This is a genomic window from Rhodococcus sp. YL-1, assembly GCF_001942025.1.
In the GTDB taxonomy this organism is placed as follows: Bacteria; Actinomycetota; Actinomycetes; order Mycobacteriales; family Mycobacteriaceae; genus Rhodococcus_F; species Rhodococcus_F qingshengii.
This window is the reverse complement of sequence record NZ_CP017299.1, coordinates 5,753,173-5,776,836: the sequence shown is the minus strand read 5'-3', so window position 1 is coordinate 5,776,836 and position 23,664 is coordinate 5,753,173. Positions and strand designations below refer to the sequence as shown.

Annotated in this window: 17 protein-coding genes; 9 read left to right on the top strand and 8 right to left on the bottom strand. The window is 62.4% G+C overall.

Annotated features, from left to right (window positions below; genetic code table 11):
• Positions 1-83: 83 nt before the first annotated feature.
• Positions 84-1,394: an HNH endonuclease signature motif containing protein gene (locus tag BH682_RS26965; RefSeq protein ID WP_075834695.1), complete on the bottom strand. Its 1,311-nt coding sequence runs from the start codon at positions 1,392-1,394 to the stop codon at positions 84-86.
• A gap of 116 nt (positions 1,395-1,510) precedes the next feature.
• On the opposite strand from BH682_RS26965, the gene BH682_RS26960 reads away from it, so the two are divergent.
• From BH682_RS26960 to BH682_RS26930, 7 genes are all read left to right on the top strand, one after another.
• A complete protein-coding gene (locus BH682_RS26960) occupies positions 1,511-2,818 on the top strand; it encodes an SWIM zinc finger family protein (protein ID WP_075834693.1) in 1,308 nt (435 codons plus the stop codon).
• Positions 2,815-4,299, top strand: a complete 1,485-nt coding sequence (locus BH682_RS26955) for a DUF5691 domain-containing protein (RefSeq protein WP_075834691.1) — start codon at positions 2,815-2,817, stop codon at positions 4,297-4,299. Before BH682_RS26960 ends, BH682_RS26955 begins: the two co-directional genes overlap by 4 nt.
• A 77-nt stretch (positions 4,300-4,376) precedes the next feature.
• Positions 4,377-5,447, top strand: a complete 1,071-nt coding sequence (locus tag BH682_RS26950) for an ATP-binding protein (protein WP_030536085.1) — start codon at positions 4,377-4,379, stop codon at positions 5,445-5,447.
• Positions 5,444-7,630 (top strand): DUF5682 family protein, encoded by a 2,187-nt coding sequence (locus tag BH682_RS26945; protein WP_075834689.1) that lies wholly within the window; start codon positions 5,444-5,446, stop codon positions 7,628-7,630. Before BH682_RS26950 ends, BH682_RS26945 begins: the two co-directional genes overlap by 4 nt.
• Positions 7,627-8,790: a VWA domain-containing protein gene (locus BH682_RS26940; protein ID WP_047269390.1), complete on the top strand. Its 1,164-nt coding sequence runs from the start codon at positions 7,627-7,629 to the stop codon at positions 8,788-8,790. The genes BH682_RS26945 and BH682_RS26940 overlap by 4 nt, the downstream gene beginning before the upstream one ends.
• Before the next feature lie 42 nt (positions 8,791-8,832).
• A complete protein-coding gene (locus BH682_RS26935) occupies positions 8,833-10,455 on the top strand; it encodes an MFS transporter (protein WP_042446444.1) in 1,623 nt (540 codons plus the stop codon).
• 237 nt (positions 10,456-10,692) lie between these two features.
• Complete coding sequence (locus BH682_RS26930) at positions 10,693-13,020, top strand: putative bifunctional diguanylate cyclase/phosphodiesterase (RefSeq protein WP_042446441.1); 2,328 nt, start codon at positions 10,693-10,695, stop codon at positions 13,018-13,020.
• Between the two features lies 1 nt (position 13,021).
• Here the strand turns inward: BH682_RS26930 and BH682_RS26925 are convergent, their stop codons facing one another.
• Positions 13,022-14,146 carry a GGDEF domain-containing protein gene (locus BH682_RS26925; protein WP_064113656.1) on the bottom strand — a complete coding sequence of 375 codons (1,125 nt, stop codon included), beginning with the start codon at positions 14,144-14,146 and terminating at the stop codon, positions 13,022-13,024.
• A gap of 121 nt (positions 14,147-14,267) precedes the next feature.
• A complete protein-coding gene (locus tag BH682_RS26920; RefSeq protein WP_054187531.1) occupies positions 14,268-15,707 on the bottom strand; it encodes an amino acid permease in 1,440 nt (479 codons plus the stop codon).
• A gap of 163 nt (positions 15,708-15,870) precedes the next feature.
• On the opposite strand from BH682_RS26920, the gene BH682_RS26915 reads away from it, so the two are divergent.
• The gene (locus BH682_RS26915; protein ID WP_223304554.1) at positions 15,871-17,418 is read left to right on the top strand and encodes a PucR family transcriptional regulator; all 1,548 of its coding nucleotides are present in this window, start codon (positions 15,871-15,873) and stop codon (positions 17,416-17,418) included.
• Here BH682_RS26915 and BH682_RS26910 read toward each other — a convergent pair.
• The 3 genes from BH682_RS26910 to BH682_RS26900 form a co-directional block, all read right to left on the bottom strand.
• Positions 17,379-18,815 carry an aldehyde dehydrogenase family protein gene (locus BH682_RS26910; RefSeq protein WP_075834685.1) on the bottom strand — a complete coding sequence of 479 codons (1,437 nt, stop codon included), beginning with the start codon at positions 18,813-18,815 and terminating at the stop codon, positions 17,379-17,381. The two genes, BH682_RS26915 and BH682_RS26910, sit on opposite strands and share 40 nt — an antisense overlap.
• Positions 18,812-20,185: a 4-aminobutyrate--2-oxoglutarate transaminase gene (gene gabT / locus BH682_RS26905; protein WP_075834683.1), complete on the bottom strand. Its 1,374-nt coding sequence runs from the start codon at positions 20,183-20,185 to the stop codon at positions 18,812-18,814. Before gabT ends, BH682_RS26910 begins: the two co-directional genes overlap by 4 nt.
• Before the next feature lie 118 nt (positions 20,186-20,303).
• Positions 20,304-21,110 (bottom strand): alpha/beta fold hydrolase, encoded by an 807-nt coding sequence (locus BH682_RS26900; RefSeq protein ID WP_003942939.1) that lies wholly within the window; start codon positions 21,108-21,110, stop codon positions 20,304-20,306.
• 75 nt (positions 21,111-21,185) lie between these two features.
• Between BH682_RS26900 and BH682_RS26895 the strand changes: the two genes are divergently transcribed.
• Entirely contained in the window at positions 21,186-21,947 is a 762-nt protein-coding gene (locus tag BH682_RS26895) for a DUF2127 domain-containing protein (RefSeq protein WP_003943067.1), read from the top strand.
• Here the strand turns inward: BH682_RS26895 and BH682_RS26890 are convergent.
• Together BH682_RS26890 and BH682_RS26885 are read right to left on the bottom strand one after the other, a co-directional pair.
• Positions 21,931-23,070 carry a cation:proton antiporter gene (locus tag BH682_RS26890; protein ID WP_075834681.1) on the bottom strand — a complete coding sequence of 380 codons (1,140 nt, stop codon included), beginning with the start codon at positions 23,068-23,070 and terminating at the stop codon, positions 21,931-21,933. The two genes, BH682_RS26895 and BH682_RS26890, sit on opposite strands and share 17 nt — an antisense overlap.
• A gap of 7 nt (positions 23,071-23,077) precedes the next feature.
• On the bottom strand, positions 23,078-23,536 hold the full coding sequence (locus BH682_RS26885) for a hypothetical protein (RefSeq protein WP_223304555.1): 459 nt from the start codon (positions 23,534-23,536) through the stop codon (positions 23,078-23,080).
• Positions 23,537-23,664 lie beyond the last annotated feature (128 nt).

Genomic DNA, 23,664 nt, shown 5'->3' with positions numbered 1-23,664 from the left:
ACGGCCTGTGGGCTCCGTATCGGGGTTTGATGTCCGATGCGGAGCCTGGCCGTGTTCTGTTGTCGCCAAAGAGGTTTGACCCCTCAGGTTTTGAAGGTGGTGTTCGCGGGCCGTGGGTGCTGGCCGGGGTCGATCGAGGGCGGCGGGACGAACCAGGGTTTGTTGTCGGCGCCGATTCGGATTTCCCATTTGCCGACGAACCCGGATTTCCGGTGCATCAGTCGGTGATGTGAACGGCACAGCAGGACCAGGTTGTTCATCACCGTCGGGCCGCCGTTCGCCCAGTGCCGGATATGGTGCGCATCCGTCCAGGCAGGCACACATGAACACCCCGGGAACGCGCAGCCTCTGTCTCGGGCGATCAACGCCACTCGCTGTTCGGGGGTGACCAATCGTTTTCCGGGTTTCGCATCGAGCGGTGCGCCGTGATCGTCGAGCAGGACGGTGGAGAGGAAGCAGTCGCAGCCGAGGAGTCTGGTCTGTGACACGGACAGTGGTCCGAGCCAGGGCATGTGCCCGACATCAAGATCGGCCAGGTCCAGAGAGTCGTCATCACCCGAATCCGAAGACTGTGCGGCACAATCCCGATGCTCCGCCAGATCCCGAGCATTGATGTGCACGTTCACATGCGGACGCTGACCACCATCGGTACCGGTTTTCGCGCAGTCCAGATACCGGCGGATCAGTTCGGTGAACCCGTCCGCGGTGCGTTTCGCCGCCGACCGGGCATCCGGGGTTCCATCCGGTGCTGGGGTCGGCATCGTCAGACTCGACAACGCCGACAGCAACATCTCACCGGTGAGGGCGTCGAAATCACCACGCACCACCACTCGACCGTTCAAGGTCGACGCGATCCGCAACTCGTTGAGATCGACATCTTCGGCGGGCGGGATCTCATCCGATTCGAACAACCGCTCCAAGGTCGCGATCACGTTCCGCACCTTCGTCGTCGTCGCCTCCACCCCCGACGCAGCAGCGAGCAACAAATCGATGCACTTCGGTAATGCCTCCTCCGGCATGCCTTTCGGCGGTGACTCGCAGAACGCCACGATCAACACGGCATGATCGAACGAGCAGTCCCCGCCATCGAACCGAGCCGCCACCGCCGGAAACGGCCGCAAAGCAGCACCCAACGCGGCGATCTTCTTCCCGTCCCGAACCTGCAGCATCGTGTTGGCCGCCAACCAGGACCCCACTCCGCGGCTGGCAATCACCTGATCATCCGGCCGCAACGACAACTCGTCCACCACGGCCACCCGCACGGCTTCCAGGCGCAGAATCTCCGCACTCGCCTCGACAGCAGCAGCGCGCAACTCGGCAGCAGTCAACCGCCACAACCGTCCGCGTAACCCCACCGCAGAACCCGACACCACGTCCGACAACAAGACACTCATTGAATCCCCCGATCCCCTCCCCAAATCATATTCGAATATGTGTTCGAGTCAAGGGGTAATTCACCAACGAATCGGCCTGGCTCTGTGATGTCAGCGGGTTGTCATACTGTGGTCGAGTGACTTCGCCGTGGACAGCTGGGCAGGTGGCGTCGGTAGCTCCGGACGCCGCATCGCTGGCCGCTGCGCGCAAGTTGGGTGGTACGTGGAGCCATGCCGGCAACAGGGGTCTCGCGCTCTGGGGGCTGTGTCAGGGCAGCGGCTCGAAGCCGTATCAAGCAGTGGTCGACCTGAGGGGCCCTGCATACAAGTGCTCGTGCCCCAGTCGAAAGTTTCCGTGCAAACATGCTCTGGGGCTGCTGGTGGAATGGTCGGAAGGGCGTGTGCCGTCGACGGACGAGCCCGCCGACTTCGCAGCAGAGTGGTTGTTGCGCCGCGAGGAGAAGGCCGAGACCCGCGGCGAAAGGGCTGAGACCGGCGACGAGGCCCCCAAGAAGGCTCCCGACCCGGCGACAGCGCAGAAGCGCGCCGACCGCGTTGCGAGCGGGCTCGTCGAATTGGACCTGTGGATCACCGATCAGATCCGCAGTGGTCTGGCAGCGATGGACACATCCTGGGCGGGCTTCGACGCAGTAGCTGCTCGAATGGTGGATGCTCAGGCGCCTGGTGTCGCAGGCACACTTCGAGCCTTGGCGGGCACCGTTGCGTCTACCGAGAACTGGCCCGAGAAAGTCCTCGACGAGTTGGCTCGGTTGCACCTGCTGGTTGCTGCGCATCAGAAGCTGTCCGAGTTGCCGGAAGATCTTGCCTATTCGGTGAAAGCACACGTCGGCTATCCGGTCTCAACCGAGAGTGTGATGGAATCGATTCCGGTGAAAGAGAACTGGATGATTCTCGGTTCGGGGATCACCGAGGAGAAGCGACTGTTCACCCGAACGGTGTGGATGCTCGGCAGGAATTCGAAGCGGTGGGCCATGCTGCTCGACTTCTCCCACGGGTCACCAAATTTTGCCACCGAAACGCCGCCAGTCGGGTTTCTGCTCAACGCCGATGTTCATTTCTATCCTGGTGCCGCGGCATTGCGGGCTCGGATAGGGGTCACGCACGGAGAACCGGAGCCCTTCACAACCATGCCGTTCGGAAGCATCGACACTGCGTTGCAGCAGTTTACCGATGCCCTCGCCGCGGATCCATGGTTGCGCTCGTGGCCGGCAGTGATCAGTTCGGTGGTCCCGTCGTTCGTCGACGGATCATGGTTTGTCGTCGACGAATCGGGCACAGCGCTTCGGGCAGAGGGTAATTCGGATCTTCTGTGGAAGTTGCTCGGCATTTCCGGCGGTTACCCGGTCACAGTCTGCGGAACGTGGAACGCGCTGGCTCTTACTCCGATCTCGGTTTTCACGGGAGGGCAGGTGATCGTGCTGTGAGTACATTGATCTCAGCGGCGCTCCTTGGGACAGCCAGAACAGCAACAACATTCGAGGAGTTGCCGGCTGAAGTGCGTGGCTACGCTCGCGAACTCGACGGCGATCCTGCCGAGATGCTTCTCGCAGGAGCAGCGTTGGAGAGGGTGTACCGCCGTGGTGGTGCGGGCTCCACCACGGCGGCGGTGCCGACACCTGCGCCAGACGATGTTCGATTCACGCTGCCGGAATCCTCATCGGCGCATCTGCTGTCGATGCTCGCGGCCAAGGCGACCTTGCTCGACGAATGGTTCGCAGTCGCGTTGGAGCACAATTACCGTGCGCCTGATCATCTGGTCGCCGAGTTGCTTTCTTTTGCACGTGCAAGTGAAGCTCACCGGGAGAGCATCCTGCAGATTGTCGGCGAGCGTGGTCGATGGCTTGCCGCGCAAAACCCCGAGTGGAGCAAACTCGTCCGAACCAGGGATGCCAACCCGGACGTGTGGCGTCACGGAAGTTCGTCGCAGCGCACACAGTGGCTGATAGACACTCGTCGAACAGATCCCGCGCTGGCGCTGGCCGAACTGCGAAAGTCCTGGGCCACCGAGCGGGGCGAACAGAAGGCTGCCTTCGTCGCGGCGCTGGCAAACGGACTGAGCGCGGATGATCAACCATTGTTGGAGGAAGCCCTCGACGACCGTCGCAAGGACGTGCGACGCGCGGCAGTGGAAGTACTCGGACAACTCCCCGAATCGGAGTTCGTGGAGAGAATGGCTGCTCGGGTTCGGAAATGGGTGCGGGTGGAACGGAAACTCGTTCGGTCCACGCTCGTCATCGTCCCGCCTGAGGAAGTCGATTCAGCGGCGAGGCGAGACGGCATCGAAGACCGGCCGAATCCACACACCGACTATCGTGCCGAGTATGTGCGTCAGGCGATCAGTTCTGCGCCGTTGTCTCTGTGGAACAACATGATCGGTGGACCAGGCAAGGTCTTGGGGATGGGCGTTGACGAAAGCTGGGAGCCGATCCTTCACGACGCGTGGTCCACCGCCGCAGTCGCGCAGAACAATACGGAATGGGCGCTGGAACTCTTTCGGATGCGCGGCACCGCCACCGATCGACGCGTGCTCCCGTTGGTGCCGGCCAAGGCGCTGGCTGATCTGTTGAGGTCCGGAAACGGCGACGCCAATGTTCTGCACCCGGGCCGGGCAGCGATCTACGACGCTCTGCGAGGTCCATGGCCCGAGGACATCACCCGGGCAGTGGTGGCCCAGTGGGAACGAGTTGCGGCCAGACGTGCCGACGGAGGCGCCAAGGCCGGCGAATTCTCACGCTACAAGTACGTCGCATCGCTGCGCCTGGCCGAGACTCGATTTCCTTACAGCGCAGTAACTTTGCTGGAGCGTGCTGCGGAACGTGCACGTGACCCGGACTGGCGGCAGACCTTCGCCAGAACTGCCAGCGTCATCACCCACCGCAAGACCCTGCTCGAGGAGCTCACATGACTGACAGCGTAACCGTGCCCACCACGGAACCGGAAAAGCTCGCGGAACCGGAAAAGCTCGCGCAACCGGCAAAGCTGATGCGGCCCCACGCAGAGCAGGAGTACGCGCTCGAACTCGAAGCACTGGCCGCGCAGGATGCTCGTCCGCGTCCACCGTCGTGGAACTTGTCGCCCTGGGCCGTCGTGACGTATCTGTTGGGTGGCACTCTCGACGACGGAACCGTCATTTCGCCGAAGTACGTCGGTCCACGGAGGTTGATGGAAGTGGCCGTCGCAACTCTTGCCACCGACCGGGCGCTACTGCTGTTGGGGGTTCCCGGTACGGCCAAGACCTGGGTCTCCGAACATCTTTCGGCCGCAATCTCGGGTGCGTCGACGCTCCTGGTCCAGGGCACGTCGGGCACGCCCGAGGAAGCTATCCGCTACGGCTGGAACTACGCACGTCTTCTCTCCGAGGGGCCGACCGCCGGTGCGCTGGTGCCTTCTCCCGTGATGACGGCGATGGAAACCGGGAAGATCGCCCGCGTCGAAGAGTTGACGCGTATTCCGGCCGACGTACAGGACGCCCTCATCACCATTCTCTCCGAGAAGACGTTGCCGGTGCCGGAGCTGGGCATCGAGGTGCAGGCAGCCAAGGGCTTCAACCTGATCGCTACCGCCAACGATCGCGATCGCGGTGTCAACGACCTGTCGTCCGCACTGCGTCGACGGTTCAATACCGTAGTCCTCCCTTTGCCGGCCAGCGAGGAAGACGAGGTGGCCATCGTGGCACGTCGAGTCGAACAGCTGGGCGCAGCACTGGAATTGCCGACAACCCCCGCAGCAGCCGAGGAAATTCGCCGGGTCGTCACCGTGTTCCGGGAACTGCGATCAGGCGCGACCACCGACGGCCGCACCAAGTTGAAGTCCCCGTCCGGAACTCTGTCGACGGCGGAGGCGATCTCGGTGGTCACCAACGGTTTGGCGTTGTCTGCGCATTTCGGGGACGGCGTACTGCGGGCATCCGACGTCGCTGCCGGAATCCTGGGTTCGGTGATCAAGGATCCGGTCGCAGACAAGGTGGTGTGGAACGAGTACCTCGAGGCAGTAGTGCGTGAACGCGGCGAGTGGTCCGACTTCTACCGGGCGTGCCGCGAGGTCACCGGGTGACCATCGTGATTCCGGACCTGCGTGTCCGGGTCTTCGGTATCCGTCACCACGGCCCGGGATCTGCTCGTTCGGTTCGGCAGGGTCTGGAAGAGTTCTCGCCTGACGTCGTCCTGATCGAAGGGCCTTCGGACGCAGACCCGTTGGTGATGCTGGCGGCGTCGGAATCGATGAAACCGCCGATTGCGTTGCTCGCGTACGCCACTGGCGAGCCGTCGAAGGCGGCCTTCTGGCCGTTTGCGGTGTTCTCACCCGAATGGCAAGCGCTGCAGTGGGCTGCGAAGAACGGTGTGCAGGCACGGTTCTGCGATCTGCCCGCCTTCAACGTGTTGGCGGATCAGGGGATTCGTACTGTCCGCGAGGGCGATCCTCTGTCGGAACTGGCCGCGGCCGCGGGTTTCGACGACACCGAACGCTGGTGGGATTCGGTGATCGAATCGAGCTCGGGCGCAGATTCTTTCGATGCGATCACCGAGGCGATGGAGGCGCTGCGTGAGACAGTGCCGATCGACGAGGAGACAGCGCATCGCGAAGCGTATATGCGTCAGGTGCTGCGAAAGACGTTGAAAGATGGCGCTGAGCGGGTAGCGGTCGTCTGCGGAGCCTGGCACGCGCCGGCGTTGGTCGGAGCCTTGGGGCCGGCGGCGCCCGATGCTCGCATCCTCAAAGGAATGTCCAAGGTCAAGACCTCGCTGACGTGGGTTCCCTGGACTCACTCACGTCTGGCATCGGCATCGGGTTACGGCGCCGGAATTACCTCGCCGGGCTGGTATCACCACCTGTTCACCGCGAACGACAAGACGATCACGCGGTGGCTCACCAAAGTTGCGCGGGTGCTCAGGGACGAGGACCTTCCGATCTCGAGTGCTCACGTCATCGAAGCTGTCCGGTTGGCAAATACGTTGGCGGCACTGCGTTCTCGACCCTTGGCGGGATTGTCGGAGGTCACCGAGGCAACGAGGTCGGTGATGTGCGACGGGAACGACGTTCTTCTGGATCTGATCACGCGAAGATTGGTTGTGGGCGAAGCGCTGGGCGCGGTGCCCGAAGAAACTCCGACGGTTCCGCTCGAAGCAGACCTGCGAGCACGTTCAAAGACTTTGCGGCTCAAACAACAAGCGGGAGCCAAGAATCTCGATCTGGACCTGCGACGCGATATCGACGTCGAGCGTTCCCAGTTCCTGCACCGACTGGGGATCCTCGAGATCGATTGGGGGACCCCGGCCGACAGTGAGGTCCGTTCCACCGGAACGTTCCGGGAAACTTGGGCGCTGCAATGGAAGCCCGAATTCTCGGTCTCGGTGATCGAGGCGTCGCTGTGGGGCACGACGGTGGCTGCAGCGGCAACATCACGCGTCGTCTCGAAGATCAACGAGCCGGACATCTCTCTCGCGTCACTGATCGGACTACTGGAGAACTCGCTCCTGGCGAACCTGCCGGCAGCGTTGTCCGCTGTGCTGAAAAGTGTGAAAACGGTTGCGGCACTAGATCATGACGTGTCGCACCTGATGGCGGCGCTGCCCACGCTGACGCGAACGCTGCGGTACGGCGATGTGCGCGGAACCGACGTGTCGGCATTGGTCGACGTCGCCGACAGCCTGTTGATCCGCATTTGCACTGGCCTCGCAGTCGCCGTCACGGGCCTGGACGATCCCAGTGCCGAGGAGTTTCGCGAACACCTCGACAAGGTTCACTCGGCAGTCATGGTTCGTGACGATCGCGATGCGAGCGCACGGTGGCTGCAGGCCATGGCCGGCGTGATCGACCGTGACGACGTCAACGGATTACTCGTCGGCCGGATGGTGCGGCTACAGCGCGACAGCGGTTCGATCACGGAAACCGCTGCAGCCCAGCGCTTGTCTCGGGCCCTGTCCGTGGGAAGCACGCCGACCGCCAAAGCCGGGTGGGTCGACGGGTTTCTCGGTGGAGGAGGGCTTGTGCTCGTTCACGATCGAGCGTTGCTCACGCTGATCGACACGTGGGTTCGCCAACTTCGTGAGCAGGACTTCATCGACACGCTTCCACTGCTTCGACGTACGTTCGGAGCGTTCGAGGCGGGGGAGCGTCGAGCGATCGGTCGGGCGGTCAGAGGCGGCCGACGCGTCGAAACGACAGTGGAGACCGATGCTCGACGCGGCAGAGCGGCAATGGCGGTCGTTGCGGACATCTTGGGGGTGGGCGCATGAGCGACGACGATCAGCGCCTTCGACGCTGGAGACTGATGCTCGGGGAATCCGCCGAAGAATCGACGGGTGGGCTGGGCCAACCGGGCGAGCGTCGAATGGATGCAGCTCTTGCCGCACTCTACGATTCGTCCGGCCCGACCAAGGGGCGACGCCGCTCAGCAGGATTGGGGGCGTCGGCTCCGTCCGTCGCCAGATGGCTCGGCGATATCCGGACGTACTTTCCCAGCACGGTGGTGCAGGTGATGCAGAAGGACGCGATCGACCGACTGGGTTTGGCGCAGTTGCTGCTCGAACCGGAACTGCTCGATGCCGTCGAGCCCGATGTGCATCTGGTCGGGACGCTGCTGAGCCTCAACCAGGTCATGCCGGAGGCCAGCAAGGCCACTGCTCGAATGGTCGTCGGCAAGGTGGTTCGGGAAGTCGAAGAGCGAATCGCGCAGAAAACGAAGGCCGCAGTGACCGGGGCACTCAATCGTTCGGCCAGAACGTCGAATCCGAAGTTGCGTGACATCGACTGGGACCGAACCATCCGAGCAAATCTGTCGCACTACCTTCCGGAGTATCGAACCGTCGTCCCCGAGCGGCTCGTCGGATACGGCCGCAAGTCGAAATCCGTGCAGCGCGACGTAGTCCTGGCGATCGACCAATCGGGTTCGATGGCGTCCAGCGTCGTCTACGCATCCGTGTTCGGCGCGGTGTTGGCGTCGATGCAGGCGCTGAAGACTTCGCTCGTGGTTTTCGACACTGCCGTCGTCGACCTGACGGACAAACTGTCCGATCCAGTCGACGTCCTTTTCGGGACCCAACTTGGTGGGGGCACGGACATCAACCGCGCAATCGCGTACAGCCAGTCACTGATCTCGCGTCCTGCCGAGTCGATGTTCGTTCTGATCTCGGACCTCTACGAGGGCGGTATTCGCAACGAGATGTTGCGCCGGATGGCCGCCATGAAGAACTCCGGCGTTCAAGTCGTGGTTCTACTGGCACTCTCGGACGACGGGGCACCGTCGTTCGATCACGACAATGCAGCGTCGCTGAGTGCCCTCGGGATTCCCGCGTTTGCGTGCACGCCGGACAAGTTTCCGGAACTGCTGGCGGTGGCTCTGGAACGCGGGGACGTGTCGGCTTGGGCGGATCAGCTCAGCCTCGAACAGCACTGACCGGTCTGCTTCGAGGACCTGAACACCGGGTACACCCGCACGATGGGTGACGGACAGGTTGCTGGTTCGACGACGCAAGCGGGTTCAGGACTGGTTCTCACGGTGTTGGCATCCAGCCAATTCCTGATGACCTTGGACAGTTCGGTCATGAACGTTTCGATGGCAACCGTCGCCGAGGACGTCGGCACGAGCATCACCGGTATTCAAACCGCGATCACGCTGTACACCCTGGTCATGGCGACGCTGATGATCACGGGCAGCAAGCTGGGGTCGATGATGGGTCGTCGCCGGGCCTTCGCGCTCGGCTTGATCATCTACGGCGCAGGTTCTCTGACAACGGCGCTCGCTCCCAATCTTGCGGTCCTGCTGATCGGATGGTCGTTCCTCGAAGGCGTCGGTGCGGCACTCATCATGCCCGCGATCGTCGCGCTCGTCGCCACCAACTTTCCGGCGCAGAAGCGCCCGGCTGCCTACGGTCTGGTCGCTGCCGCCGGCGCGATGGCCGTGGCGGTCGGGCCGCTGATCGGCGGCGCCGCGACGACATTTGCGTCATGGCGTTACGTGTTCGTCGGCGAAGTCGTGATCGTTGTCCTGATCTTGCTGGTGCTGAGCAAGGTGGTCGACGTCCCACCGTCGAAGTCGCGCCTCGACTACGTCGGATCGATCTTGTCCGTGGTCGGGCTGGGCATGATCGTCTTCGGCGTACTGCGCTCGAGCGAGTGGGGTTGGGTGCAGGCCAAACCCGACGGACCGCAGTTGGTCGGGCTTTCCCCGGTGGTGTGGCTGCTGATCGCCGGGCTCCTGGTCGTGTACGGATTCCTGCGCTGGGAGGGACGCCTGGCCGCTGCGGGGAAGGAGCCGTTGCTTGATCCGGCGATGCTGCGAAACCGCGAGCTCAGTGGCGGGCTGTCGATGTTCTTCGCGCAGTTTCTGGTCCAGGCGGGCGTGTTCTTCGCGGTCCCGTTGTTCTTGTCCGTAGTTCTGGAGCTCAGTGCCCTGGAGACGGGAGTTCGCATCCTGCCGTTGTCGGCGGCGCTCGTCGTGGCGGCGATCGGTATTCCGAAGCTACGGCCTACCGCGAACCCGCGACGCGTGGTCCGAGTCGGATTGTTGGTCATGGTCGTCGGCATTCTGATGCTCGTTGCAGGCATGGACCCCGGCGCCAATGCGGCGATCGTGATGATTCCCATGCTGTTCATGGGTTTCGGCTTGGGGTGCCTGTCTTCGCAGCTCGGAGCCGTCACGGTGTCCTCGGTCCCGGACGAGCGCAGCACCGAGGTCGGCGGGTTGCAGAACACCGCCACCAACCTCGGCGCTTCCTTGGGAACTGCCCTGATCGGATCGGTTCTCATTGCCACTCTCACGACGTCGGCGATCGCCGGAATCGAAGACAATCCGGCGGTTCCGACATCGGTGCAGCAGCAAGCGAGCACCGACATGGCCTCGGGCGTGCCGTTCCTGTCGACGACGCAACTCCGATCCGCTCTCGATGACGCCGGCGTCGCCGAGTCCACGGCGGATGCGATCGTGGACGTGAACGAAGAAGCCAGGCTGGACGCGTTGCGTGTCGCTTTTGCCGTGGCAGCGCTGCTCGCAATCGCCGCGTTGTTCCCGACCGCTCGAATCCCCCGCGTCGCGGTCGGCGACAAACGTGGTTCGAGCTAAGAATCAGCAATCGCGGATCGACCTGGACGATCGACGGAACGACCTCTGGATATAGTGATCTGCGCACAATCGATTCGTCAGATGGCTACCGTTGTGAAGGAAACAAGCAGCGAGTCTGAAACACTGACGTTTCACCGGATAAGGGTTCGGTGGGGAGCCAGGGGAGGTTCGGATGGCCAGGCGAGCGGATTCGACGCCCGCTGATGGCGCCTGCGCAGATGTCGGGATGCCTCGCTGATGAGCCGTCCGAGTCGATTGGGCAGGCAAGATCCTGCTTCGGAGGCCGACTGCAACAGCCTGTTTCGCCGTCAGATAGACGAAGCTGCAGCCGTCGCGCCGTTCGCCAATCTTGCGTACATGGCGAGTTTGGTCGTGATTCTGACCTACACCGTCCCGCCCGGACGTCAGACGCTCAGGTGGTTGGGTGGCGCCCTCATCTTTCTCGTCCTCGCGAATTCGATCCGAGTATGGATTCCCCTTCGCTGGCGGCCGTCGAAGCACACCCCGCGCTACGACTACGTGGGTCTGCTCGTCGAAGTGATCGTGGTCGCGACCCTCGACGTCACACTTTTCGCTCTGCTCTTTCACGACATGGACGTCTTCCGCGACTTGGTTCTGATCGCGACGATGGCCGGGATCATGGGCGCCGGGACCGTGACGTTCTCGAGTCTGAGATCGGTGAGCCTGACCTGGATCTACATTCACGGCCTCGGCGTCTTCACTGTTCTCGTCGTCCACGCCGAACCCCACTTTCGCATACTTGCGATTCAGTTGTGCATCTACATGTTTGCGCTCACCGTAGGGGCGGTCTATCTGTCGGCCTCTTTCCAGAGACGTTGTCTCGCAGAGTTTCAGGCGGAATCCGAGCGTCAGACTGTGGCGTTGTTGCTCGACGGTTTCGAGGGCGGTTCCCGCGACTGGCTGTGGGAGTGCGACACCAACGGCCGGTTCTCCCACACCTCGGCACGTCTCGCCGAGGTCGCAGGTATGACGGTGGACGAGTTGCAGCAACTCACCTTCGGACAACTCCTCACCAGACTCCAGATCGCATCGAGTCCGGAGGGGCGTGCGGCCGCGGCCCAGATGATCGACAAACTCGAATCGAGTGCTCCCTTCCGGGACACTGTCGTGCCGGTGCATGTCGACGGTAGGCGACGCTGGTGGTCTCTTTCCGGCAATCCACGGGTCCTTGAATCCGGCGTGATTCTGGGTTGGCGCGGTGTCGGTTCCGACATCACGGAGAGGTATGTCCACGAGCAGGAGATCCTTCGCCTTGCGGCCACCGACTCGTTGACCGGGTTACCGAACCGTCGTGCGTTCGGAGTGGCGCTCGAGGAAGCGATCGACTCCCGCGCGCCGGAGAAGCAGGTTCTCGTCGGGATTCTCGACCTCGACAACTTCAAATCGGTGAACGACACCCTTGGCCATCCGATCGGGGACCAATTACTTCTCGAAGTCACGAAACGCCTTCGCGACGTGATCGGTTCGGACATGTGCTCGCGGATGGGCGGTGACGAATTCGGGCTGATCGTCTGCACCTCTTCGCGCGACGATCCCGGTGTGATCTTCGATCGGTACCTGGAAGTGCTGCACGAACCATTCTTCGTCGAAGGCAATCGGATCGAAGTGCGGGCCACGATCGGTTACTCGAGCGCGCCCGAGGATTCGACGGACGCCGACGGATTGGTGATGCTGGCGGATCTGGCTCTGTACGAGGCGAAGTCGACGGGACGCAATCGAGTGGGTAAGTTCTCACCGCTGCTGCGGGCGAGGGCATCGGCGCGGGCGACGGCGTTGCACGAGCTGGACAGAGGGATCGAGGAAGGGCAGTTCGATCTCCATTACCAGCCTCAGGTCGACACTCAGACCGGTGAAGTGGTGGCCTTCGAGGCTCTTCTTCGGTGGAACCATCCCAGCCGCGGCCTCATCGGGCCCAGCCAGTTCATCTCGGTGGCGGAGGAAACCGGAATGATCATTCCCCTCGGCGCGCAGGCAATGGCGATGGCGACCGCCGCTGCTGCGGGGTGGCCGACCGGAATTGGCGTCTCGGTCAACGTTTCACCAGTGCAGTTGGTGTCGCGAGAGTTCGGTGCGATGGTGAAGAAAGCGCTGACGGATTCGGGCTTGCCTCCGCAACTGCTGCAGCTCGAAATCACCGAGACAGGTGTTGTGGACGATCGCGCGATCCGGGATCTCTACAAGCTGCGTGAGCTCGGGGTCACCGTCGCACTCGACGATTTCGGCACCGGCTATTCGTCCTTTGCCACGCTCCAGAGACTTCCAATCGACGTTCTTAAGATCGATCGCATGCTGGTCACCGACTCGGACGATCCGAAGATGTCCGTGGTGAAGTCCATTGTCGAATTGGCCGCGGCCCTCGGTATGAAATCGTTGGCCGAGGGCGTGGAGACCATCGAGCAGTTCCGCCGCGTCCAGTGGGTCGGGTGTGACCTGGTCCAGGGTTACCACATCAGCAAGGCTCTGACCGCTGAGCGCGTCGATGTGTATCTTGCCGCGACGGACACGGAAACTGGGCGCAGCGTCCACCCACTTACGTGGCTGTGAATCAGATCTGAGCCGAGCGGATCGTATTACCGCCTGCCGCTTTCGCTTGATACATCATCGAATCCGCGACATTTGTCGCCGCCAGGATTGCGGAAGCACCGCCGCTCCACGCCTTCGATTCGGCGGTCATCATCACCGCTCCGACGCTCACCGTTGTGGGGATCGCGTCGGAACAATCCGACAGCGCCGCGTTTATCCCTTCGATCAACAGGGTTGTCGATTCGGGATTGCCGGCGATGACGGCCAGGTATTCTTCCCCGCCGGTTCGAGCGATGACTCCGCGTTCGCCGAGATGTGTGCTCAATCGGTTCGCGGTTCTCCTGATGACATGATCGCCTTCGGCATGACCGTGAAGATCATTCACCGTTTTGAATTTGTCGATATCGACGACGATGAAGGCGAGAGATGAAGAATCGTCTCGGGCGCTCTCGAAGAGATCGCCGACTGCCCCTTCCAGTCCCCGACGGTTGAACAGTCCAGTGAGGGGATCCCGGTCCGAATACTGGGCATCGCGGTAGAGAGTGCGCCAAGTCAGGTGCGCAAAAATGGGAACGAGTGTGACAGCTCCGAAAAGAACGGTGCCGCGGGCCAGAAGCGTCGTGATATCGACGTCGCCTTCCAGATATGCAAGAACGAAAACGGTAGTAGTGACGGTCGTCGACCAAACGACATGAGCGACAAGCCACTTTGCGCTGACAAAAAGCGTCGCAAAGGTTCCGGTGACCGCGAAGACGATGCAACCGAACGTCCCGGACGAGCGATCCGGCACCAGGAGGACGGCAGCCGCGATCCCGAGATCTGCGAATATTCCGAATGCAAGCAACCCCCGGCGTCCGGGAAACGGTTGTGTGAACCAGCATGCGGCGATTCCCACACACGTACAGATCATGAAAATCGAAAGAGCTTTGCCAGGGGTGGTCGGCGGCGTATCCGGACCGATCAATTTGTAGAAAGCGGACAGTCCGAAGATGATCGTCATCATTCCGAGCAAGGTTCGGAAGATCGGAATGATTGCCCGGCCGGACCTCTGGTGCTTTATCCACTCGTAGTCGTGTGGTTCGTTGAACCATTCGTGAAGTGTTCGCCAAGAACTGTGCCCCTCGGAGGCGATGACAGGGCTCGGCATGCTGTCCATTTTGCCTTGAATTTAGGTAAAGAGAAAATCTATGTTCGACCGCTTCCATCGGATCGGCTCTTTTCGGGGAAGAGGTTCAATTATCGAGTCGAGTGCTTACTCGATGCTTGTTTCAAGCCTTCTTCGAACTGCTGTGTGCGTTGTTCGAGCCGGTCGCGAACGATACGACTTTTCGCGTACGAGACTTTCTCACGCCGTAAGCGGCGAGGATGACCCCCAGCGCGACCAGGCTTTGGACGAATTCCGCGCGCGTGGGTTCGTTGAGCCCCATTCCCACCAGGATCACGAGAATCAGACCAGTGACCACTATCGGCAGGCCGGGATACAACCAGACACGGAATTTCAGAATCTCGGGGCTTTCGCGTTCCCATCGGCGTCGGAGGCGTAGTTCGGATACACAGATCAGGATGTAAACGAACAAGCAGATCGCGCCCGACGAATTCACGAGGAACAAGAAAATCGTATCCGGCCAGATGTAGCCGGCCGCGATACAGAAGTACCCGGCCACGGTGCAGGCGAGTACGCCCTTCACCGGCACGCCGCGGCTGTTGGTCCGTGTCATCCAGGCCGGCGCGTCGTTGTAGACGGAGAGTGCGAAGAGCATCCGCGACGCCGTGTACAGGCCGGAATTGAGGCAGGACAGCACCGCGACCAGAACCACGAGATTGAGAATGTCGGCGGCGCCGGGAATTCCGAGCAGGTCGAGTGCGGAGATGAACGGAGAATCGCCGACGACGAACGAATCCCACGGCAGCATCGTCACGAGGAGGAAGGTGGCGACAACGAAGAAGGCGAGAATGCGGAAGACGACCGTGTTCGTGGCCCGCCTGATCGCTCCGGCAGGTTCGGCGGATTCCGCTGCGGCGATCGTGACAAGCTCGGCTCCGGTCATGGAGAAGATCACGGCGACAACGCCCACCAGTACGGGGGTGAAGCCGTTCGGCAGAAATCCTCCGTGGCCGGTCAGATTGCTGAAATCGACTTCACTGCCGGGCCAGATGCCGAAGACGAACAGACTGCCGAGCACGATGAAGCCGATGATGACGGCGACCTTGATACCCGCAAACCAGTATTCAGCCTCGCCGAAGTTGCTGACGGAGAGAAGATTGACCCCGGTCATCACCAACAGGAGTACCGCTGACATGAGCCAGAGCGGGACACCATGGATCCACCGGGAGAGCAAGGTTGCTCCGACGACGGATTCGATGCCGACGACGATCACCCAGAAATACCAGTAGAGCCAGCCAGTGGTGAAACCCGCCCAGTCGCCCAACGCCATGCGGGCGTATTCGGTGAACGATCCCGTACATGGCTTGGCCACGGCCATTTCGCCGAGCATGCGCATCACCAGGAACACGATGATGCCGCAGATCGCGCACGTGATGACTGCGCCGGGGCCGGCCTGGTTGATGATTCCGCTCAGCCCGACGAAGAAACCGGCGCCGATGACGCCGCCCATGGAAAGCATGGTCAGGTGACGCTTCTTCAAGCCTGTTTTGAGTGTCGAATGAACGCTGGCGGCTTCGGCTGTTTCGGTGCTGCTGTCGGGCATCTGGGCTCAGCTCCTATTGCATGACGCGATCAGTTCTTTCGGAGAGACGCTAAGCTCATCGTGTGATCCAGAACATGGACTTGATGTACAAATCTGAACTGGAAACTGTCAGTTCTGTCCACTGCCTTTCTATTCACTGCCCTCGGAGGTTCCGGTAATGCCGATGACTGTCCGGCGCCTGGCGGCCACCACCTCGCTCGGCCTCACGATCGTTGCCGGTCACGACGACGTGGATCTGTCGATCAGCTGGGCGCACGCAATCGAATTGCAGGATCCGACCCGTTGGCTCGCCGGTGGAGAGCTTGTCATGACGACGGGGCTGCATCTACCGCGTTCGGCGACAAAGCAATACGAGTACGTCGAGCGCATCGCGCAGACCGGTGCGGTGGCACTGGCGTTCGACACCGGCACCGTGCACGAGAGGGTGCCGGACGCGATCATCAGGGCCGGCGACGAACTGGGTTTTGCCGTGCTTTCCGTCGCCAAGGAGACGCCGTTCATCGCCATTTCGCGGGCCGTGATCGACGAACTGACCGCCGACCAGATACGAACGGTGCAGGCGGTGGTCGACGCGCAGGAGAAGTTGGCGCGTGCCCTGCTCGACGGGGTGCCGGCTCTGATCACTGCCCTGGGTCGAGCCGTTCACGCAGCAGTCTGTGTTCTCGATCGGGACGGCGCGGTGCTGGCTCTGACGGAAGGTGCGAGTTCGTCTCTGCCCGAACGCATCAGGGAGCGATCAGGTAAGGAGCGCAGCCGGATCGTGGTGGACGACGACGGCCACCTGGCCATTCACCGCCTTGCTGTGAGCGGCACGCTGGCCGTGGCGTCCGAGGCCGCCTTGGATCAGTCCGAGCGATTGTTGGTGGGCCACACGGTGTCGCTGTTGACCATCGAGCTTGCCAAGCCGTTGCGGGTTGTCGATGCCGAACAGCGGCTGAGGTTGGCCGTTACGACGATGGTGCGCCAGGCCGGCGGTGACGTCGACGAAAGTCTGTTGCGGTACTTCGGATTCGAATCCGAAACCACGGTGGTGGCAACCGCCTTGACCGATGTCGGACCTTTGCTTGCGGCCACCGACATCACTTCAGCGGCCCTGGAAGAAGAGTCGGTGCCGTACCTGTTGGCCCCGCTGAATGACGGAACCGGTGTGTGGTTCGTCGTGAAAAGTGAAGTTGCGGAGAAGGTCACACGCAGTGTGTATGCGAGAGTACGGGAGAATTCACGCCGGAGTATCAACGGTGGAATCGGTGGCGTCCGGCCGATGAGCGGTGTTGCGGCCAGTCTGCGCGAGGCCGTCTCTGCTGCCAAAGTGGGGCAGGTCGAAGGACACACGCTCGTTCCGTTCTCAGAACTCGGGACTTTCAGTCTCTTGTTGAGTGTGCAGTCGAGCGAAGTTCTGCAGTCGATCGCGGCCGGAGGTCTCGGTGTGCTGGAAGGCTACGACGCCGAGAACGGTTCCCGTCTGGTGGACTCGATCGAAGCGTTCCTGCACCACAATGGTCAATGGGAATCCGCTGCAGCGCAATTGGGTGTTCACCGGCACACGCTGCGTAACCGCATGGACAAGGCTGCCGAGTTGATCGGGAGAGATCTCGATTCCGCCCACACCCGGTCCGAGTTGTGGATCGCACTCAAAGCTCGTGAACTGCTGCAGGCGGAATCGAATTCAGATCACGCTCGGCCGCCCCTGAGATCGACGGTGGTGGTGTGAGTGAAGAACTCTCGCGCCGCGTCGCCTTGTTCCTTGGGTCCGTATCCACTCCTCTTCGCGCCGCCGAAAGGTACGTGGGGATCAGCGCCCGCCGATTCCGAATTGACGTGCAGGATCCCCACGTCCAGATCGTCGATACCGGCCAGTGCACTGGTCAGGTCTTGCGTGAACAATGCTGCGGACAAACCGAATTCGCCCTCGTTCGCCAAGCGGAATGCGTCTGCGGTTGTTGCTGCCCGCTGCACCGCCAGTACCGGGCCGAAGAGTTCCTCGAACCACAGTTCGGTGCTCGACGGTAGTTCCAGCACTGTCGGTTGGACGTAGTAGCCCGACTGCGGCGCTTCGGCGGTGGCCACAACCCTGGCGCCGCCGTCGACGGCTCGATTGATCCCCTCGATGATCGACTGCTGCGCGTATGCGCTGACCACGGGACCTGTCGTGACGTCGGGATCGAGTGGATCTCCGACTCTCAGTTGCTTGACTTCAACGGTCAGCCTGGCCAGGAATTCCTCGGCGATGGATTCATGGAGCACCAGACGTGAAGTGGCCGTGCATTTCTGGCCGGTTGACCGAAATGCGCCCAGCATCACCTGCTCGACCGCAAGCTCGAGATCTGCGTCGGCAAGTACGACGGCTGCGTTCTTTCCACCCATTTCCGCCTGTACCGGAATTCCGCGCGCCGCAGCAGATCCCGCGATCTTTCGGCCGACGCCGGTGGAACCGGTGAAGGTGACGGCGTCGAGGTCCGGGTGATCGACCAGCGCTTCACCGGCCGCGCTGTCGGCGAGGATCATGTTCAGGACTCCGTCGGGTAGGCCCGCTTCGGTCAGTGCCTGCGCGAGACGGAAGGCCAGAAGGGGCACCGCGGCAGCCGGTTTCCAGACGACGGTGTTTCCGTACACCAAGGCAGGCGCAATCTTCCATGCCGGGATCGCGATCGGGAAGTTGAACGGCGTGACGACGCCTACCACGCCGAGAGGTTTGCGAGTGACGAGAATCTGCTCGCTGCTACGTGGGGAGGAATACACCGTTCCGGTCTCGCGGTCGGCGGCGTTGCCGTAGTAACGCAGAATCTGCGCTGCGCGGCGCACCTCTCCGATACCCTCGGCCAGCGTTTTCCCTTCTTCGCGGGTGAGTTCTTCGCCCCAGGCCTCAGCGTTGGATTCGATGATTTCCGCTGCGCGAGTGAGGTATGCGCCGCGTGCGGACATCGGCAGGCGGGCCCAGTCATTCGCGGCGATGCGGGCGACGCGAACACCGGTCGCCATTTCGGAGGCACCGGCGCGGCCTCCGGTGGCGACAACCTCGTCGGGACGGGCCGGGTTGGTGTCCGTCAGTGTGCCGTCGCTGCCCGTGACCCAAGCTCCGCCGATCAAGCTGCGCACTGCGACGCTCATCGGACTGCGGCCACAGCGTCGCGAAGAATACCGAGTCCTTCGGTCAGCAACTCGTCGGAGATGCTCAGCGGCGGGAGGAAACGGACGACGTTTCCATAGGTGCCGGCGGTGAGCAGAAGGAGACCGTGCGTGTGGGCGTAGCTGACGATCTGGGCGACGGCCTCGCGATTCGGAGCCTTGTCCTCGTCGTGGACGAGTTCGATTGCAATCATGGCGCCGCGTCCACGAATGTCGCCGATTATGTCTGTGTCCGAAGCGATTTCGGACAAACCTGTGGTCAGAATGTCGCCGATGTCCTTGGCGCGGTCGAGGAGCCCTTCCATCTCGATCGTCTCGAAAACTGCCAGGGCGGCCTCGCAGGCAACGGGATTGCCGCTGTACGTACCGCCGATACCACCGGGATGCGCGGCGTCCATGACGTCGGCACGGCCGGTCACGGCGGCGAGTGGCATTCCGCCGGCGAGACCTTTTGCGGTTGTGATGATGTCGGGGACGAAGTCCTCACTCTCGCTGGCGAACCAGGATCCGGTTCGTGCGATACCGGTCTGGACCTCGTCCGCGACGACGAGAATGCCGCGCTCACGGCAGAATTCCGAGATTCGCTTCAGGAATCCCGGAGCGGGAACGATGAAACCGCCCTCACCCTGAATCGGTTCCACGACCACAGCGGCTACCGATTCGGCGCCGATCTGAGTGTCGATCGCAAGACGGAACTGGGCGAATGCTTCGTCGGCCGCGTTTTCGGGGCCGCTCGGCCAACGGTAGGGGTATGCCATCGGAACCCGGTAGACCTCTGGTGCGAACGGGCCGAATGTGGCCTTGTACGGCTGGTTCTTGGCTGTCATCGTCATGGTCATCAACGTGCGACCGTGGAATGCGTGGTCGAAGACGACAACTGCCGGGCGACCGGTGGCGGCACGTGCGTATTTCACGGCGTTCTCGAGCGCTTCGCTGCCGGTGTTGAACAGCGCTGTTCGCTTCTCGTGATCTCCCGGGGTCAGGCGGTTGAGCGCTTCGCAGACCTCGAGGTACCCCTCGTAGGGGTTTGCGAGGAAACACGTATGGGTGAACTGACCGAGCTGGCGCGTGGTGCGTTCGACCACGCGCGGCGCACTGTTTCCGACGGTGGTCACGGCGATGCCGCTGCCGAAGTCGATGAACGAGTTGTCGTCGACGTCGACGACAACTCCTCCGCCCGCTGCGGCAACGTAAATGCTGGATCCGCTGGTCAGCCCGGCCGGCAGTGCGGAGCTCCGGCGCTTTGCCAAAGCGCGCGAGTTGGGGCCGGGCACTTCGGTGACGAGGCGTCGTATCTGGGGAAGGGTCGGTCCACCGATGCACGTTTCCGTGCCGTGCTCGAGAATGGTCATCGCAGTGCCTCCAGTCGTTTTCCGAACTGTAGGACGGCGATGAATGATCCGGACATGGCCGGATTGTCGAGTGGCTTCTATCTCATAGGACGCCGCGTCCAGCAGGTTGTCCAGCAGGTTACTGTGCGAAACTGCCGAGGAATCGTTGCAACAGTGGGTTGTACACCTCAGGGGCTTCCCAGAACGCTGCATGCCCCACACCGGGAATCACGTGATACGTGCCCTCCCAGAGATTCGCGAAGGTCAACGACGCGACATACGACGTGTTCACGAACGGGTCCTCGGCGCCGTCGATCACCGCGAGAGGCACAGACGCCGTTGCAACCAGAGCCTTCTGATCCGATTCGCGGCCCGCGCCGAATGCGTCGAACATGATCTTGCGAGCGCGTCCGTCCGTGCGTATCGCGGCGTCGAGGGCAGCCTGCTCGAAGGGAACGGCGGTCATTCGTGCGTAGAGTTCGGCTTCTTGCGCGGTGATGACCTCGGTGCCGCCGATGGACAATCCGTCGCCGGCATTGAAGGCGTCGCCGAGCGTCTCGGGATTTGCCGGCGGCGTACCGGTGATGACGATTCCGGTGAGCCCGGGGAATTTCGCGATCAACTCGAGAGCGATGTGTCCGCCGAGCGACCAGCCGACGACAACGGCTCTTTCGACGCCGAGTTCGGTCAGAACATCGACGATGGCGTCGGCGTAACCGTTCTGCGTGTATGCGGCTTCGGGATCGCTCGCGTCCTCGGAGTCGCCGTGGCCGAGTAGGTCCAGAGTGATCATGCGGTAGTCGCCGGCCCAGTCGGCGTCGACCTGATGACGGAAGATGGAGCGGCTGGCCGAGTTCCCGTGGATGAAGACAACCGGAAAACCGTCGGTGGCACTGTCGTCGACTGCCATGACGCCATGCCGGGTTTCGATCTTGGTGGTTGTCATCGGAATCCTCATCGTTCGAAGTGCACGGTCAGCGGGTATCCACGCTACCGGGCATATGCGGCATAGAGTTCACCCGTGGACTTCGCATTGCGCTCGTGCAGTTGGCACGGTCACGAGACCTACGCTCCGGACGAACCTGAGCTGCGGGATCGACTACATGTGGATACTGCGGTGGGTCAGGCGTGGCGGTGCCTACGTTGCGGCAACTTCGTCCCGGGAGCGCCCCGAGCATCGGGACCGGCGGACGCCGCCCCCGAGGTTCCGCGGGGGAGGCTGCTTCGCGACCGGTTGATCATGCGACTTCTTGCCACCGAGAGAATGTTCCGCGCTCTGGGTTTGGTTCTTCTGGCGATCGGTGTGTTCGAACTGAGATCGTCGAAGGGTCGCGCCGAGGACGCCTTCGAGAACGAATTGCCGTTGATCAGGCCACTTGCCCGTCAATTGGGCTGGAACATCGACGATTCCAAACTGGTCCATCACATCGAGCAGGCGTTTTCGTTGTCCGCTACGACGCTCACCTGGATCGCAGTCGGGCTGTTGGTCTACGCCGGCCTTCAAGTGATCGAGGCAGTCGGCCTGTGGATGGTCGAACGCTGGGGCGAGTACTTCGCGGTGGTGGCGACCAGCTTGTTCCTGCCCCTCGAAATCTACGAATTGACCGAGAAGATCACGTGGTTGAGGGCCGGGTTGCTGCTGGTGAATATCGCTGCCGTCGTATGGCTGATCTGGAGCAAGCGACTCTTCGGTGTCCGCGGCGGCGGCGCGGCGTATCACGCCGAACATTCGGAGGAGAGCTTGCTGACGGTGGAGAGGGCCGCGGTCAAGCAGGCTTCGTGAGACCAGCTTTCGACGCGGCAGCACCCGCCAGCGTTGCTGCACCGATCGTGATCATGGCGGCGAGGAGGATGGCTGCGGGTTCACCGTCGCCCATCACCCCCAATTGAGTGCCCACCGTAACTGCGGCAACCGGTACTCCCAGTTGTGCGGCGGACAGCACGCCGAGAGGGAGCGGGAGACCGAGGGCGCGTATCGCGGCGTGAACCACGAGAGTTGCTCCGCCCAAGACCAATCCGAGCCAGATGGCGGACGGATGGGTGACGAGGTCGCGCAGATTGATCGCCGCTCCCAACCAGACGAAGAAGAGGGGAGCGAAGAAGCCGTCGGTGATGGCGAAGAGCTGTTTGGCGAGGCGGCGGGGTTCACCGATCGCGGCAAGAACGAGCCCGAAGGCGAAGCCCGCGAGCATGATCGACACGTGAGTGCTCGACGCCAGCGCTGCCAGAGAAAAGAGGATCACCAGATTGATCCGGAGTTCGAGTGCAAACTTTCGTTTCTCCGAGAATTTGTGGAGCCTTCGCCAATGGCCGGACCGGTGGAAGGCTCGCAGTACGAAGAACAAGGCAACCGCACACGCCGCCACAGCCAGTGCGCCGACACCGGCACGAGGGGCATTGTCCGGATCGATCACCAAAGGCAGCGCAACAATGCAGACGGTGTCCGCGATCGCGACCTGGGCAGTCATCTGCAGAACCGAGGTTCCACCGAGCCCCAGCGAATCGACGATGGGGAGAATCAACGCCGCGGACGACGACGCGATCAGGACCGCGTACAGCGCGGCGTGACCGGTGCCGAATGCCGTCGCCGCACCGTAGCCGGCAACAACCGACAGAAGTCCGACGACAACCGAGCGAACGGCACCCTTGCCGATGGCCGCACGGACTGCCGGATCGCGAACCGGGACGTGTGAGCCGGCCACCATCATCGTGAGCGCGAATCCGATATCGGCCAGGAAGGTGAAAGTCCGGTTGGAAGAGTCCAGCAGCCCGAAACCTGTGACACCGAAGACGACGCCCGCGGCAAGTTCGCCGACCACCACGGGGACATGCCAACTGACGCGAGCGCCGAGCAGCGGGCCGAGAATGCCGGCCAGCGCGACGAGGGCAAGGATGCCGAAGGTCATCGACGACCTACGACGTCACTGTCGAGGGAGCGATCTTTGCAGGGATGCCGGTGTTCTCGTCCACGTGGTAGCTCGCACACACACGGTGGTAGCCGTCGGCGATCTGCGCCGGTACTCCGGCGCGGAAGTCTCCCTGCACCAGCAGGATCGGCGACAGCGCGATCCCCTTACGGATCTTCAACAGGTCGGCAGCCACGTGTGGGTTGTCGACCGGAAGCAGAGGGAGCCCAGCAGCCCGCAGGATGTCCTTGGCCTTCTTCGAGACCAGCGTCGCCGTCTTGAGGGCGTACACGAGAGCTTGGACCTGAACCGGCGTCGCGCCCAACTGGAGGTAATCGCGGGCTGCCGGGTAGTCGTGCTCGTCCGGCAGGTCCTTCCAGAGGACTGCGGGCGCCTTCGCCGCGGGTGCTTTTGACGCTACCGGCGCCTTCGTCTTGGCTGCCTTCGACGTTTTGCTCTTGGCCATCTGTGCTGTTTCCTTCAGTGTCGGTCCGCGAGTGGAGCTGGTGCAGAAATCGTGCACTATCAGCGCCGCAGGCACCACATCGGAGCTGTTTGGCCCCCTAGGCGGCGGGTAATCAGCAGACTGCGGGG

Bases quoted from the DNA above. Each gene is read 5' to 3' on its own strand.
- BH682_RS26965 (WP_075834695.1), bottom strand. From the start codon at position 1,394: ATGAGTGTCTTGTTGTCGGACGTGGTGTCGGGTTCTGCGGTGGGGTTA.
- BH682_RS26950 (WP_030536085.1), top strand. From the start codon at position 4,377: ATGCGGCCCCACGCAGAGCAGGAGTACGCGCTCGAACTCGAAGCACTG.
- BH682_RS26940 (WP_047269390.1), top strand. From the start codon at position 7,627: ATGAGCGACGACGATCAGCGCCTTCGACGCTGGAGACTGATGCTCGGG.
- BH682_RS26935 (WP_042446444.1), top strand. From the start codon at position 8,833: ATGGGTGACGGACAGGTTGCTGGTTCGACGACGCAAGCGGGTTCAGGA.
- BH682_RS26930 (WP_042446441.1), top strand. From the start codon at position 10,693: ATGAGCCGTCCGAGTCGATTGGGCAGGCAAGATCCTGCTTCGGAGGCC.
- BH682_RS26925 (WP_064113656.1), bottom strand. From the start codon at position 14,146: ATGCCGAGCCCTGTCATCGCCTCCGAGGGGCACAGTTCTTGGCGAACA.
- BH682_RS26920 (WP_054187531.1), bottom strand. From the start codon at position 15,707: ATGCCCGACAGCAGCACCGAAACAGCCGAAGCCGCCAGCGTTCATTCG.
- BH682_RS26915 (WP_223304554.1), top strand. From the start codon at position 15,871: ATGACTGTCCGGCGCCTGGCGGCCACCACCTCGCTCGGCCTCACGATC.
- BH682_RS26910 (WP_075834685.1), bottom strand. From the start codon at position 18,815: ATGAGCGTCGCAGTGCGCAGCTTGATCGGCGGAGCTTGGGTCACGGGC.
- gabT (WP_075834683.1), bottom strand. From the start codon at position 20,185: ATGACCATTCTCGAGCACGGCACGGAAACGTGCATCGGTGGACCGACC.
- BH682_RS26900 (WP_003942939.1), bottom strand. From the start codon at position 21,110: ATGACAACCACCAAGATCGAAACCCGGCATGGCGTCATGGCAGTCGAC.
- BH682_RS26890 (WP_075834681.1), bottom strand. From the start codon at position 23,070: ATGACCTTCGGCATCCTTGCCCTCGTCGCGCTGGCCGGCATTCTCGGC.
- BH682_RS26885 (WP_223304555.1), bottom strand. From the start codon at position 23,536: ATGGCCAAGAGCAAAACGTCGAAGGCAGCCAAGACGAAGGCGCCGGTA.